At 34.6% G+C, this 13,942-nt stretch carries 13 protein-coding genes; 2 read left to right on the top strand and 11 right to left on the bottom strand.

What is annotated here, in order from left to right; translation table 11 throughout:
* Positions 1-354: 354 nt before the first annotated feature.
* Positions 355-1,728 carry an MBL fold metallo-hydrolase RNA specificity domain-containing protein gene (locus tag H5160_RS02855; protein WP_182736680.1) on the top strand — a complete coding sequence of 458 codons (1,374 nt, stop codon included), beginning with the start codon at positions 355-357 and terminating at the stop codon, positions 1,726-1,728.
* A 146-nt stretch (positions 1,729-1,874) separates the two neighbouring features.
* Entirely contained in the window at positions 1,875-2,342 is a 468-nt protein-coding gene (locus H5160_RS02850) for an REP-associated tyrosine transposase (RefSeq protein ID WP_310736664.1), read from the top strand.
* A 197-nt stretch (positions 2,343-2,539) separates the two neighbouring features.
* Here the strand turns inward: H5160_RS02850 and H5160_RS02845 are convergent, their stop codons facing one another.
* The 11 genes from H5160_RS02845 to H5160_RS02795 form a co-directional block, all read right to left on the bottom strand.
* Positions 2,540-2,815, bottom strand: coding sequence for a hypothetical protein (locus H5160_RS02845; protein ID WP_182736676.1), 276 nt, complete (start codon positions 2,813-2,815; stop codon positions 2,540-2,542).
* A 400-nt stretch (positions 2,816-3,215) separates the two neighbouring features.
* Complete coding sequence (locus H5160_RS02840) at positions 3,216-5,150, bottom strand: nucleoside-diphosphate sugar epimerase/dehydratase (RefSeq protein ID WP_182736675.1); 1,935 nt, start codon at positions 5,148-5,150, stop codon at positions 3,216-3,218.
* A 166-nt stretch (positions 5,151-5,316) separates the two neighbouring features.
* Entirely contained in the window at positions 5,317-5,865 is a 549-nt protein-coding gene (locus H5160_RS02835) for a sugar transferase (protein WP_182736673.1), read from the bottom strand.
* Positions 5,858-6,772, bottom strand: a complete 915-nt coding sequence (locus tag H5160_RS02830; protein ID WP_182736671.1) for an NAD-dependent epimerase/dehydratase family protein — start codon at positions 6,770-6,772, stop codon at positions 5,858-5,860. The genes H5160_RS02835 and H5160_RS02830 overlap by 8 nt, the downstream gene beginning before the upstream one ends.
* Complete coding sequence (locus H5160_RS02825) at positions 6,769-7,701, bottom strand: glycosyltransferase (protein WP_182736670.1); 933 nt, start codon at positions 7,699-7,701, stop codon at positions 6,769-6,771. The genes H5160_RS02830 and H5160_RS02825 overlap by 4 nt, the downstream gene beginning before the upstream one ends.
* On the bottom strand, positions 7,701-8,552 hold the full coding sequence (locus H5160_RS02820; RefSeq protein ID WP_182736669.1) for a glycosyltransferase family 2 protein: 852 nt from the start codon (positions 8,550-8,552) through the stop codon (positions 7,701-7,703). The genes H5160_RS02825 and H5160_RS02820 overlap by 1 nt, the downstream gene beginning before the upstream one ends.
* Positions 8,549-9,748 (bottom strand): O-antigen polymerase, encoded by a 1,200-nt coding sequence (locus tag H5160_RS02815; RefSeq protein WP_182736668.1) that lies wholly within the window; start codon positions 9,746-9,748, stop codon positions 8,549-8,551. The genes H5160_RS02820 and H5160_RS02815 overlap by 4 nt, the downstream gene beginning before the upstream one ends.
* Before the next feature lie 101 nt (positions 9,749-9,849).
* Positions 9,850-10,683 carry a glycosyltransferase family 2 protein gene (locus H5160_RS02810; protein ID WP_182736667.1) on the bottom strand — a complete coding sequence of 278 codons (834 nt, stop codon included), beginning with the start codon at positions 10,681-10,683 and terminating at the stop codon, positions 9,850-9,852.
* Positions 10,684-10,719: 36 nt separating this feature from the next.
* Positions 10,720-11,547 carry a hypothetical protein gene (locus H5160_RS02805; protein WP_182682508.1) on the bottom strand — a complete coding sequence of 276 codons (828 nt, stop codon included), beginning with the start codon at positions 11,545-11,547 and terminating at the stop codon, positions 10,720-10,722.
* Positions 11,540-12,793, bottom strand: coding sequence for an oligosaccharide flippase family protein (locus H5160_RS02800; protein WP_182736666.1), 1,254 nt, complete (start codon positions 12,791-12,793; stop codon positions 11,540-11,542). Before H5160_RS02800 ends, H5160_RS02805 begins: the two co-directional genes overlap by 8 nt.
* Complete coding sequence (locus tag H5160_RS02795; RefSeq protein WP_182736665.1) at positions 12,786-13,919, bottom strand: glycosyltransferase family 4 protein; 1,134 nt, start codon at positions 13,917-13,919, stop codon at positions 12,786-12,788. The genes H5160_RS02800 and H5160_RS02795 overlap by 8 nt, the downstream gene beginning before the upstream one ends.
* Between the last annotated feature and the right edge of the window lie 23 nt (positions 13,920-13,942).

Here is a 13,942-nt window from a genome sequence, read left to right as displayed (position 1 = left end):
GTAAATAAGCCTTAGTGGTTAATAGCCACTCACATTAGTAAACAATGTTATTGAATTTAAGAGAAATAAAGGCTTTAGCGCTTATAAAGCAATGTTTAGAGCAAACTAAACAAAAGTTTAGGAAAAGGTAATAAATTTATTAAAAACCTGAATTAATATGATTTTAAAATTAATATTTAAGTAAGAACGCGAAGCGATAAAAATAATAAAAGCGCGAAGTAAATTCGCTCCTACAGGTTAATGCATATTTGTAGGTGAGGTTATTAATTCAGCTCAAGCGCTATAACCTTGAATATTTATGGCTTTGCTTCTACCTTAAAATTCAATGTAACGAATTGATAACAAGGAAGCGCAATGCAAATACTTCACCACGGAGCGGTTAATGGAGTTACCGGTTCGTGCCACGAACTGGTAATTAACGAGCAAACGAGTGTGCTTGTTGATTGCGGGTTATTTCAGGGTGAAGATTCTAAAGCAGATCTTTCAATTGAATTTAATATTACCCATGTTACTGCGCTTATTGTTACCCATTGCCATATTGACCATGTTGGTCGAATTCCTTACTTATTAGCAGCCGGTTTTACAGGCCCTATTTTTACAAGTATTGCATCGGCCAGATTATTACCTTTGGTAATTGAAGATGCTTTAAAAGTGGGTGTAACCCGCGACCCTAAAATTATAGCTGCCTGCTTAAGTTTATTAAATAAACGCATAGTTGCTGTTGATTATAAAACGTGGTTTGAACTGCCTTGCAAAGGGCCCGACAAAGCTAAGGCGAGGTTTCAGCGTGCGGGGCATATATTAGGTTCTGCCTACGTTGAAATTGACGTTACAAATAATGATAACAACAAACATCGTGTTGTGTTTTCAGGAGATTTAGGCGCACCGTATACCCCGCTACTCCCTTCGCCTAAGCCGCCTTATAAAGCCGACACCCTAGTTATTGAATCAACCTACGGCGATAAAAATCACCAAGGCCGTAAAAAGCGTACACAAACGCTAAAAAACATTATTGAACGCGCCGTAGCCGACAACGGCATTGTTTTAGTTCCTGCTTTTAGTATTGGTCGCACACAAGAGCTACTATATGAGCTTGAGCAACTCATACATGGCTCATCTAAAAAGTCTAAGTGGCGAGACATTCACGTAATACTCGACTCCCCTATGGCTGCCAATTTCACCGAGCAATACAAAAAATTTAAGCACCTATGGGATAGCGAGGCCAAACGCAAAGTTGCAAACGGTAGGCACCCGCTCGATTTTAAAAACCTAACTACGGTTGATTCACACAAAGAGCATTTGGCTATTATTAACTATTTAAGTTCTCGGCAAACACCAGCCATTATATTAGCTGCAAGCGGTATGTGCACTGGTGGCCGAATAGTTAATTATCTTGAGCGATTTTTAAATGACAAAACCACCGATGTATTGTTTGTAGGTTACCAAGGAAACAAAACGTTAGGCCGCGAAATTCAAAAATATGGCGCGCGTAATGGGTATGTTTTTATAAATGATGCTCGCATTACTATAAACGCCAAAGTACATACAATTAGTGGCTATAGCGCCCATGCCGATCAAAACGGATTAATTAAGTTTGTAACGGGTATGTATAAAAAGCCAAGCCATATAAAAATTGTACATGGCGATGATGATGCAAAAAACGCCTTAGCAGCAAGGTACAAAGAGGTATTAAGTAGTGAAGTTAAAATAGAGATTGGTAAATTGTAGGCGTGAAACTTGCTCACGCAATTTAATAAATACGTAAAAGCTGCGCTTTTAGTGCGCCAGCAAATAAGGCGCCTATATGGTCACTACACCGAGGATGAAAAATCCACGTAGGCGTGAAGCTTGCTCGCGCAATTTAATTTATTCAAATGGAAATTAATTATATGGCTAACACACATAAACGTTTAAAAGGACGCTGCACTTCGGTAAACGCTTATTACTCTATTACAATTTGTTGTGATTTTCGTAAGCCATTATTTGCTAACTTTTTATGTGCACGGTTAATTGCGAGTGAACTCATTAAATTTTCAAAAAACAATTCACTTAATACTATCTGCTACGTAATCATGCCTGATCATATACATTGGATTTTACAGTTAAATAGTAGCCTTAACCTTTCACACCTAGTTAGGAATTTTAAAAGCATTACAACTTATAGACTTAATAAACATAGCGGTACGCATGGAAGGATATGGCAATCAAATTACTATGACCACAAAATAAGAAATAATGAAGATTTAATAGGTCAAGCGAGGTATATAGTCGCAAACCCTTTACGTGCTGGCTTAGTGGACAACATAAAGAAATACCCATATTGGGATTGTGTTTACTTGTAAAGCGGTGGCTTTAAAGCGCCAGCAAGCAAGGCGCCTACATAGTCACCAAACACCGAGGATAATAATCCACGTAGGCGTGAAGCTTGCTCACGCAATTTGATAAATACGTAAAGCTGCGCTTTTAGTGCGCCAGCAAGCAAGGCGCCTACATGGTCACTACACCGAGGATGAAAAATTCGCGTAAACGTGAAGCTTGCTCACGCTATTTGATGAATACGTAAAAGCTGCGCTTTTAATGCGCCAGCAAGCAAGACGCCTACATGGTCATTACATCGAGGATGAAAAATTCGCGTAGGCGAGAAGCTTGTTATCGCAATTTGATGAATATGTAAAAGCTGCGCTTTTAATGCGCCAGCAAGCAAGACGCCTACATGGTCACTACACCGAGGATGAAAAATTCGCGTAGGGGTTAAGCTTGCTCTCGCAATTTGATGAATACATAAAAGCGGTAGCTTTAATGCGCCAGCAAGCAAGGCGCCTACATGGTTACATACGCCGAAGATAAAAATACACGTAGGCGTGAAGCTTGCTCACGCAATTTGATAAATACGTAAAGCTGCGCTTTTAGTGCGCAAGCAAGCAAGGGGCCTACATTATCACTATACCAAGGGGGGAAATCCACGTAGCAAGTTAATAAATATGTAAAAGCTGCGCTTTTAATGCGCCAGCAAGCAAGGCGCCTACATGGTCACTATACCGAGGATGAAAAATTCGCGTAGGCGTGAAGCTTGCTCACGCAATTTGATAAATACGTAAAGCTGCGCTTTTAGTGCGCCAGCAAGCAAGACGCTTACATGGTCACCATACACCGAGGGGTAATCCACGTAGGCATTTCATTCCCTAAAAACATCAAACTATTGCAATCTATTCGCTTTAGGAGCCACTTACGTTTGGTAAAACTGTAACATTCGTTTGATTATTAAATTTTTGTTTCCAGTTTAAGTCACAAATACCGTCAGTTGGTGAAAAAGCTGTAGGTGCAGTTAAAAGTAGTCTACGTATTTCTTGATGATCAGACTCGTCACATGCAATTTTAAGTTTATCTAAAAATGGGTCGAGCTCAGACCAAGGCATTTTAACTTCTTGTGCACTTAGGATTCTTGGGTGGTCAGTTCCAATAACGTTATCTCCGATGAGCAGCTCTTCAAAGAGTTTTTCACCTGGACGTAATCCTGTGCACTTTATTTCTATATCACCATTTGGGCGTTTTTCATGTTTAACTTCAAGCCCTGATAAATGAACCATTTTAACAGCTAAATCTTTAATTTTAACAGGCTCTCCCATATCAAGTACAAACACGTCACTACCAACTCCCATTGCTCCCGCTTGAATAACCAACTGGGCAGCCTCTGGTATTGTCATAAAGTAACGGGTTATATCTTGGTGAGTAAGTGTTATTGGGCCGCCTGCTTTAATTTGTTTTCTAAACAACGGTACAACAGAACCAGACGAACCTAAAACATTACCAAATCGAACCATGGTAAAGCGTGTTGTGTCTTGGATTTCAGATAGCCCTTGCAGTACTAATTCTGCCATGCGCTTAGTAGTACCCATTATATTAGTTGGACGTACTGCTTTATCTGTGGAAACCAAAACAAACGTTTCTACATTTGTATAAATTGCAGCGGTTGCTACATTGTAGGTGCCATAAACATTGTTACGTACGCCTTCAACTACATTATGCTCAACTAAAGGTACATGTTTATATGCAGCAGCATGATAGACAGTTTGAACACTAAAAGTAGAAAATGTTGACTCAACTAATTTTTTATTTTGAATAGAGCCCAGTATTGGTAGTACTTCTATATTTAAATTATTGGTATCACAGTACTCCGACAACTCTTTTTCTATAGCATATAAAGCAAACTCAGAAAGCTCAAATAACACTATTTTAGTCGGGCTGTTCTTAATTATTTGTCTACAAAGTTCTGAACCTATAGAGCCGCCAGCACCGGTTACCATCACAGCTTTGTTAGCTATATTTGCCGACATTAAATCTTGTCGTGGTTGAACTGAATCACGGCCTAGCAGGTCGTCTATTTCAACATCTTTGATTTCGTCAAGATTCGTTGTCCCTGCAACAATATCTGCCATGCCGGGAACAGTCATAACTTGTAATTTAAATTTTTCTATTGCGTTAAGTACTTCTTTTCGACGACTTCGAGATGTACTTGGTAGCGCTAATAATATTTTATTTGCACACTTTTGCTTTGCTAATTCAGCAATTTGAGAAGGTGCATGCACACAAATACCTTGGATTAACGATAAATGCTTTTTAGGATCGTCGTCTATAAAAGCGACTGGTGAATATTCTGGTCCATTTGCTAAGGCCGTTGCTAATTGACGACCAGCAGAACCAGCCCCATATATAATTACACCTTCTTTGCGGCGCATAGTTATTTGGCCAACTACAGCTCGTACCGTTAGCCTCGCACCACCAACAAATAAAATACAAAAGCTGGCATAAATAAATGGAACGGTGCGTGGTACTGGCGCACTAAGAAAAAAAGATAAAATAGTTAAATAAACGGTCGAAAGTACTACACCGGCAATAATAGCCCACATGGCTTGTGTGTTCATATAGCGCAGCACAGCCCTGTAGAGCCCAAGCTTTACAAAGCTTAATAAACTAAGCGGCAATAATGCTGATAATAAAATCCAAGTATGTGTATTTTTTAAAACGGCGGTGCTGTCTAGCCTTAATAAAAAAGCCAGCCAAAAAGCTACAATTATAAATACGCTATCGATGAGGAGAGAAATAATTCTTTTTTGAGGACGAGGTAAATTAACTAAAAATTTTAAAGACACAATACATTTCCCTGAAGCTAGCAGATAAGACTACTATTCTATTGATTACAATTTTACTACAAGATGAACAACTATTGCACTTAATAAATAAAGACTATATGTAAATATTTATATAGTCTTTATGTATTTGGTTATTTTTTGTAATTTTTTGTACTACTGCAGCTTACTATTTTACTCTGTCACCGCTTCCCTTACCTGCAACAGTTTGGAATATATAGCTAAAGTAGTTTTTTAAATTTAATGTGCTAATCATTTTATAATCAGTCTCAGCTAATAGCTCTGGTGTAGACATATCAATCTCGTTAACTTGAGCTAAACCTGTAATACCAGGGCGAACATTATATATATTTTTAGCATCACGAGCTTTTGTTAGCTCGTCTTGATTAAACAGCCCTGGGCGAGGACCCACTAAACTCATTTCACCTTTTAATACGTTCCATAATTGGGGCAACTCATCTAACTTTGTTCTACGTAAAAAGCTACCAAATGGCGTAATAGATGATGTACTTGCTAAATGACTTGCTACAGATGCAGTATCTACTGACATTGTTCTAAACTTTACTAACGTGAAAGGTTTTTTATTCTTACCAACACGCTCTTGTTTAAATATAGGCGAGCCTGTATCGAAGAGGCCAATAATGTATAAAATAAGTAGAAATGGTAAAGCAAAAAGCAAACCAAAAAGCGCAAAAAAAATATCAAATAATCTAATCATGAATATCTCTGTTTATATATAACATAGCTTGGTTTAATGAGTACGGAGGTTTCCAATTTAAAAGCTTCGCTATATTAGAAGAATCAACTTCTAAGTCGTCAACTAGTTGCCCCACCATTTCTGACTTCCTGGTGATTTTTCCGATTAATAACATCAAGCTGATAGGTATTGGTAATTGGAAGCTAGTTTTATTAAGACCTTTTGCCAATTCATTCGTAAAGTGCTTTATTGATACGGACCTACCATCTGAAGCTAAAAACGTTTCCCCAGCTGCTTTTGAATGATGGGTACATAATAGTATTAAGTCAGCCAAATTTTTTATAAAAATAAAACTTCTTTTATTGTTGATTAATCCAAACGGTAATATTGGAAGCGCACTAACGAGTTTTTTCAGTAAGCCAAAGTTACCTGGTGCTGAAGCTCCGTACACTAATGTAGGCCTTATAATAACCACTTCTAAACCTGTTTCTAAAGACACTGTTTTTAAGCCTAGCTCAGCCTCAAGCTTAGACTTTGCATAATCATTATGTGGTTCTGCAGAATCAGAGCTACAAAAAGGAGCACCTTTAGTACTTTTACCATTTACACCAATAGTGCTTATAAAAACAAACCGCTTTACATTTGCTTTAGCAGCCATTCTTGCCAAGTGAATCGTGAGCTCTGTATTATAGTTGTAATAATCATTAGCTGTTACTCCCTTTGTATGGGCTATACCGGCTAAATGAATGATGGCATCGTACCCTTTCATATCTTCAGCTTTAGCATCTTTAAGTTGAGGGATTACTTTATGCTCACACCCTTCGATATAGTTTCGCGTTAAAGCAAATACATGCAGCTTACTTTTAGCGCAAAGTCTTGTAACCTCTTTTCCAATAAATCCAGATGCACCTGTTAAGAGTAACTTCAAAATACATTTCCTTCTTCTTTATTGGGACCTTTTATAAACATTGCCAAGAAAAATAAAGCACAAAAAAGTTTATGCGAAGTTTTTCGCCTTAATTTGTAGCTAATAAAGGAAAGCTTTAAATACCCTAGTCGCCCTTGTCTTAAATATTTCATAGGTTTAGTATTTTCTTGCCCGATAAACTGGGACTGAGATTTGGCATAAGCTAACCCACTACCATCGAACATTGCTTTGGCTCGATTTATGAAAGACGATATTCCTGCATTAGCACCAACCTCATTCTGATTATGCTGCCTGTATTTCATAGAAGATCTAGGATCTATAACCCACTTATAGCCATTAAAACGAGCAAATGAGTAACAGAACCAGTCATGCAACCATAACAGATGAACTTTTGAATAGTTGACTCGAATATTATCTTGGATTAAACAAAATAAGTTAGCTGTAAAAACAAAAGTGCATCCAGGGCCTGGAGATTCAAATAAATAATCAAACTCAGATTGTGGAGAAGATTTATGGACTAGCTTTTCTCGACCATCCTTCCAAAATGCAAGAACATTTGACGAGTATCCATCTGCGCTAGTTTTGTTTAACATGCTAACAGCATCGATTAATTTTGAAGCGTTCCAAATATCATCTTGGTCTGCAAACGCAACATATTCAAACTCTTCAACATTCACAGATTTTATTAAATGAAAAAAATTGCTTCCTGCAGAACCAAATTTTTCACCATATTCTAACAATTCAATTTTAGGATATTTTAAAGCAAAAGCGGTGATAATTTCATAACTACGATCTGAACTTTTATCTAAAGAGATAAATACTGTTAAGTCTACTTCCTTTTGCTCGAGTATAGACTTTAACTGCTCGCTAATATAAGACTCACCATTGTAAGCAGCCAGTAAAATAGCGATTCTATTTTTCTTAGCCATCAACTAAATCGCCCTAAAACACCATCTTTACAGCCTCTTATTAGGCTTTTTAAATAGGCCACTCGTTCTCCTTTAGAAAATAAAATAAGGATACCTTGATGAATAATAGAGAATATTATCTCTCTCAGTGCCATCACCTTAGGGACATAGGAAAGCCTAAGTAAGAAAAATGAATTTCTAATCCGATAATAACGTCTGAAAGGGCTATGCTTTGGAATATAAAAACGTCCTATCTTCAAGGTTTTATCACCAATAGAGTGGATCATCCTGGCTGAAGGAACGATTAAAACTTTCAAATTTTTACTAGCTGCTCTTAGGCACCACTCAGTATCTACATAATCTATGAATAAACTATCAAGCATGTAACCTATTTTTTTCAAAGCCTTTGGCTCTACCATTGTACCCGACGATATGGCGTTATTAACAAAAAACTCTGGTTTATCTGAACTAGGGTAATGCTTTATACGCCCACCATGTTTAGTGATTTCGACTATCGGATAAATAAATCCACGCGCGTTATCAATAAATACTGGAGCAGTAATTTGGGCTCGCCCATTAGAGATTGGTTCATATAATGATGCGATAAAAGTGTTATCTTTAATGCTTGAATCCTGATCGAAAAATATTAATGCATGAGGAGAAAAAGATAAAGCATATTCAATCCCGACATTCTGTGCTTTAGCAATACCCAAATTAGATTCTAATTTAATTATTTCACACTCTGCAGTAACCGGTTCTGCGCTTCCGTTATCAACTATTACAGGAGTAACTTGATTGTTTTTCAGCGCATTAATTAGGCTAGTCAAGTTATCTTGAATCGGATTGTAAGTAACTATTACTGCAAATATCATTTGTTAGTTTTAGCCTTTAAAGTAATAAAATATATAAACAAAAAGATTAACCATGAAAATAAAACGTTATAAAAATTGGTAAAAACAGACATGATCATTATGAAGCAAAGAACAGCCCAAAAAAACGTATACCGAATAGAATCTGAATGTTTTGCTTTTAAGAAAAATACTGTATTAATTATACCGTATAATATTGCTAACAGTGTAACTCCAACTAAGCCAAAGTCTAAGTATGGATCAGCGATGATAGTCCCTAAACGTGCAAAGCTATCTAGCTGAACGGCATATTCAATATTGTATGCTTGATCATATTTAAGAACTTTGATAAATGACTGTAACGAATATTTACCATAGCCAAATTCTTGAGAATCGACCTTGGTAATCATATCATTTAGTGTCACCAAGTTTTGACTCGTATATAAGTTGAATGTCACATCAAATGTATTAACATTTCTCTCTTTTGGCACCCCAGCATATGCTTTAAGGTATTCGAGCTGAGAAATCGAATTATTTATAGATTGAATCCTAACGAACCCAAGCACTAAGAACATAACAGAAGTAAAAATAACAGCTTTTAATATATACTTATTAGTATTTATTTTATTAACTTTAGCATATGTAAAAAACATGAAAACAATTGAGAATATAAATATTTGCCTTGACATAATATTGAGCAATACAAATATAGACACGAATAAAACAACGAAAAACTTAAGCCTTCCTACTTTATTATTTTTATAGAAGTAATAATATACTGATGGAAATATCGCAATTAGCATCACAAAGTAATGAAGAATAGGAACATAATACATGTCTTCGTATACATTTATTTTGTGTATTAATGCAATAAAAAACGGAAACCCTCCAGTTAATGCACACTCAATCAAGAAAATAACAAGTCCAAAAATTAAAAAAAGATCGACCACAAGTACACTATGAATTTTATGATTAATTATCTTCTTTTTCAAAATTGATTTTTTATTTAATAAAGTTAATAAAACACCTAACACATAAAAAGATATAAAAAATATAATAGCGGAGATAGTATCTAGACTCAGAACCTCTTGCTTAGATGAAAGCATATACTGGTAATAATAAACACCTAATATAAAAGGAAACATGAGAGACAAGGGGTTAACAATTTCCTTATCTATAGAAAGCATTAAAAAGACATAAAAGAATAGTCCAATTGTCATACTAAAAAATACAGTGTCAACATTTTCAGAGAGTGTAAAGAAGTAGTAAAGCAATATCACTGAAAAAAAACTAATTAAGATTTTCGTTTTATTTATCATTATTAATTACGCAGAGTAGCTAAATAGTTCTTCATTGGGTAAAAGCTGTTAGTTTTAATACACAAGGCGCATGCTTTGAAGAAACTAAGTTTCTTCAAAGATCTTAACTCTTGAGTTTTAATTTTGTAAAACCACTGCTTACCAAACTTATTTTTATGCTTATCGGCGAGCTCTCGCAATCCTAAGTGATCATTATGTGATACTCGATTAGGGTCGACATCATTTTTTACAACATAGCTATAGCTTTCAACTTTATAAGCATCTCCATACTCTAAACAACGAATGATAAAGTCCCAATCTTCTAAGTTAGTAAACGATGTATCAAAGCCTTTTAATGATTCAAATAATTCTTTTTTTACTATAAATCCAATATCTATTTGATTATGGACGTTAATATCAGAAAGCTTTAAAGCCCCGAATAATTGTTTTTTAACTACCTCTACTTTTTGAAAATTATTATATTCATAGAGTCGCCCAGTAGAAATTAATACAACATTATTTACCTGTTGCTCATTAAAGCTGGCCAACATAGACTCTAATCGTCCAGGTAAGATAAAATCATCATCGTCTAAAAAAGTAATTAATTCGCCGCTTGCGACTTTTACACCGAAGTTTCTAGCTCCTGCAGCTCTATTAACACCTTTATTATTTACTAAGGTGATTTTAGATTGATACATATTTAAGGCGCTAACAAAAGCGATGTCTGCCTTACTATTATCATTAACCACAATAACTTCAACATCAATGGTGCGAGTTAGCAAAACCGATTCAATTGCTCGTTGTAAAAGCTCGATACTTTTTAGCATTGTTGGAATTATTACTGATAACGTTGTCATGATTTTCTCAATTGTTTAACTAAGTATTTTTAATAATTATTTGAATAAACGCTTAAGTTTATTTTTTAAAAGTACTAATTGTAATGATATAGGCACATACATAGAGATTAATAAGCTCGGTAAACGTGTGTACTCACATAATTGATAATGCCAATGCTCATAATATTTAATCAATCGCCATTTAAATTTTGCATAACCTTCATCATGCTCATTTGATGCATTATGATTAATAACCGTATCTAATAAAATAAATTCTTTGTGATCCTTAGCATAGTCAGTACAAAACTCAGTATCTACACCATAAAAGCTTAAACACTCTCTAAATTGTATTTTACTCAACCATAACTCTTTGGGAATTGTCATACCACTACCGACAGCAAAAAGACCATCACTATTGTGCTTACCAGCCATTATATTTGCGGTGAAATAGTTTATTTGGCAATGATTAGTTAAATAATTATAACGCTGATACCTAGGCGATATTAACTTTCCTGTTTTATCTGAGCACACTTTAGGTACTAATAAATATGGCTCGGTTATATTATTTATACTGTTTTTAAAATTAAGATCTAAAAAGCTATCTTGATCTAAAATCGTTATGTAGCAACTCTCTGCCTCAAATGCTAACGCCATTACTTTATTATAAACAATCGATAAGCTTTCATTTTTAGCACTGTGGTAATAGTTAATATTTAATGTGTTAACTACTGATTTTAGTGGCAATGTATGCTGAGCTTCAGGGCTATTATCCCATATATAAAGTGCTGCCTCATGCGGTGTATGCATTAACATTTGTATGAGCGTTTTGTATGTTGGTGTATCGAATACACTCTCATTATAAATGAGTATTAAATAGCTATGCATGCTTTGCTTGTTGAACCTTAATATAAAAAAGTAAAAATAGCAGAATGGCTACTTCAGACACAACCGTTGCAAATGCAGCACCTTTAGCACCGTATTCCGGAATAAGTTGATAATTTAAAATTATATTCAAAAGAACCATCACTACATTCATCAAAATTAATATCGCTATTTTACCCATCGCGACTAACGAACTTGATAGTGATGTATATCCAAATACAATCAAAAGGTACCACACGAGTACTTTATAAATTTCTGCTGATGCTAAATACTTTCCGTCGAACAGATGTGTGTATAAATATGGCGATATAAAATATAAAAATGATGATAAAACAGCACCAAGTCCCAGCATAAATATAAGAATTAACTTTTCTTCTCTTGCTGAGTCATTCGATCTTACTGCCATTCTGGAAAAGTAAGGAAGTATGGCAGAACTCGCCGCGGTACAAATAAACATAAACGGATAAACAAAAATTGTAGCCCCAGCATAAAAGGCAACCTCACTAATATCAGCGAGTTCATTTAACATTAGAATATCTATTTTGTTATAAATAACATTAAACAATGATAGTAATAAAAAAGGAGAAACCACCTTTAATATATTTAAAAACTGATTTTTTTTTGGAGGAGTAAATTTTTCAAACCCGATTAAAATACGTTTATAAAATATAACGCCTAAAACGACTGATACAATTAATGCGCCTACGGGAATAAAATAAATATTGTGTGAGCTAAACGAGAACTTAAAAATAATCACGATTAAAACTAATCGAATCACAGCAACTATCACATCTTTAGCAACTATAAGGTGTCTTTTCTCGTTAGCTATTAATAATGCAAAAATAGGGGTCGCCAAACCTAACAATAATGTTAATAAACCAAATGCTAGGTAATTGATAATAAAATTGCTATCAACAGTAGCTAATACTGTTAATGTGTATAAAAACATTAACAAGCTAGTGACTAAAATTTGATAAATGTACGTGGTACAAATTAACAAATCGCGTTCAACAGAAGGCTCATCAAGATGGTATCCTTTATTATTAAATTCTTTAATAATAAAGCCCGTTAAGCCCCCATCAATTAAAAATGAGAAAATTGCGACTAGTGAAATAACTAAATTGTAATTCCCATACTCTGCTACAGGCAATTTATCCATTAATATGAGTGTAAATACTAATGCAAAAACCTGAGCGAATCCCGAGCCAATCAAGTAAGTAATTGTATTGAAAACTATTTTTTTAACCATTACTTAATTTCTTCGCTAATTTAGGTATTATGCTTTCCCAAGTAAAATGAGTAATTGCGTACTTTCTAATTTCATTAAATTGAATTATTTCAATATCATTATTTATAACATTTTGGATAGCTTCGGCAAATAAATCACTATTATTTATAGGCGTTATACTTCCTAAGCGACCATTATCTGTAATATCAATAGAACCTGATACAGCCGTAGTAATAATATGACAACCAAAAAAAGCAGCCTCCGCATATACCAATGGAAAACCCTCTTTACGGGATGAAAGAGTAAAAACCTTAGCCGTCTTATACATTTTAATTACTTCAGTACGATTTTTTGAACCGAGAAACTCCACATTATTAGCTAAATTTGGATGTTCTTTTTGAAAAGCAATAATGTCATTTTGAAAGTCATCTTCTATAGGCCCAATAAAAATATATTTCCAGTTTTTTAAATCACATTTAGACAGGGCAGATAACATAAGTTGATTATTTTTTACTTCGGTCCCTATTCTTGCAATTGTGATTATTACGTTTTCTTTTTCGTCATATAAAACGGGGGGGTTATTCCTTTCGAGCTCGGAACTGCTCACACCATTAGGTATTAAAATCAATTTTTCTTTTGCATAAGAGTTTCTACTACGTAGTAATTCATATGCTTCTTTTGATTCCACCGAAACAACATCGAGTAAAGTTTTAAACTTTTTAAATACGGTTTTTTTAATCCAGCCTATAATCCCTTTATCTGGGATCCCTCTATTTTTTTTTGCATCTTCTAGGTCTAAATCTAACTTAATATAAACCTTACCATTCCTATACATCGTTTTATAAATAATAGTATAAATTTGAGAAGCAAATGTAGGATGATATAAATTCAAATATTTGAATTTTTTTGCATTAAAAAAAAGAAAAAGCACAATATTTAAATCTAATTTAATATGTGGAACTCTTTTAAAAATACTCTTAATTTTAATAAAGCTAATATCTAATTCGGGAGGAGCGCTAAGCTTTGGATCATAAGCTAAAACACATGCTTGTGAAGAAAGCTGTTGGGCTGCAAAAAAATTAACTTGGCCTACATCTTTATAAAGATGAAAACGTTCAAAGTCAGGGAAAACCGTCAAAAACTTCATGTTTTTATTTTTCCAACTATCAA

Origin of the sequence: Pseudoalteromonas sp. SG43-4, from assembly GCF_014164325.1 — a bacterium.
Lineage (GTDB): Bacteria > Pseudomonadota > Gammaproteobacteria > Enterobacterales > Alteromonadaceae > Pseudoalteromonas > Pseudoalteromonas distincta.
This window is presented reverse-complemented; position numbering and strand designations above follow the sequence as displayed.

Bases quoted from the DNA above. Each gene is read 5' to 3' on its own strand.
- H5160_RS02835 (WP_182736673.1), bottom strand. From the start codon at position 5,865: ATGATTAGATTATTTGATATTTTTTTTGCGCTTTTTGGTTTGCTTTTT.
- H5160_RS02810 (WP_182736667.1), bottom strand. From the start codon at position 10,683: ATGACAACGTTATCAGTAATAATTCCAACAATGCTAAAAAGTATCGAG.
- H5160_RS02800 (WP_182736666.1), bottom strand. From the start codon at position 12,793: ATGGTTAAAAAAATAGTTTTCAATACAATTACTTACTTGATTGGCTCG.
- H5160_RS02850 (WP_310736664.1), top strand. From the start codon at position 1,875: ATGGAAATTAATTATATGGCTAACACACATAAACGTTTAAAAGGACGC.
- H5160_RS02820 (WP_182736669.1), bottom strand. From the start codon at position 8,552: ATGATATTTGCAGTAATAGTTACTTACAATCCGATTCAAGATAACTTG.
- H5160_RS02855 (WP_182736680.1), top strand. From the start codon at position 355: ATGCAAATACTTCACCACGGAGCGGTTAATGGAGTTACCGGTTCGTGC.
- H5160_RS02825 (WP_182736670.1), bottom strand. From the start codon at position 7,701: ATGGCTAAGAAAAATAGAATCGCTATTTTACTGGCTGCTTACAATGGT.
- H5160_RS02815 (WP_182736668.1), bottom strand. From the start codon at position 9,748: ATGACAATTGGACTATTCTTTTATGTCTTTTTAATGCTTTCTATAGAT.
- H5160_RS02795 (WP_182736665.1), bottom strand. From the start codon at position 13,919: ATGAAGTTTTTGACGGTTTTCCCTGACTTTGAACGTTTTCATCTTTAT.
- H5160_RS02805 (WP_182682508.1), bottom strand. From the start codon at position 11,547: ATGCATAGCTATTTAATACTCATTTATAATGAGAGTGTATTCGATACA.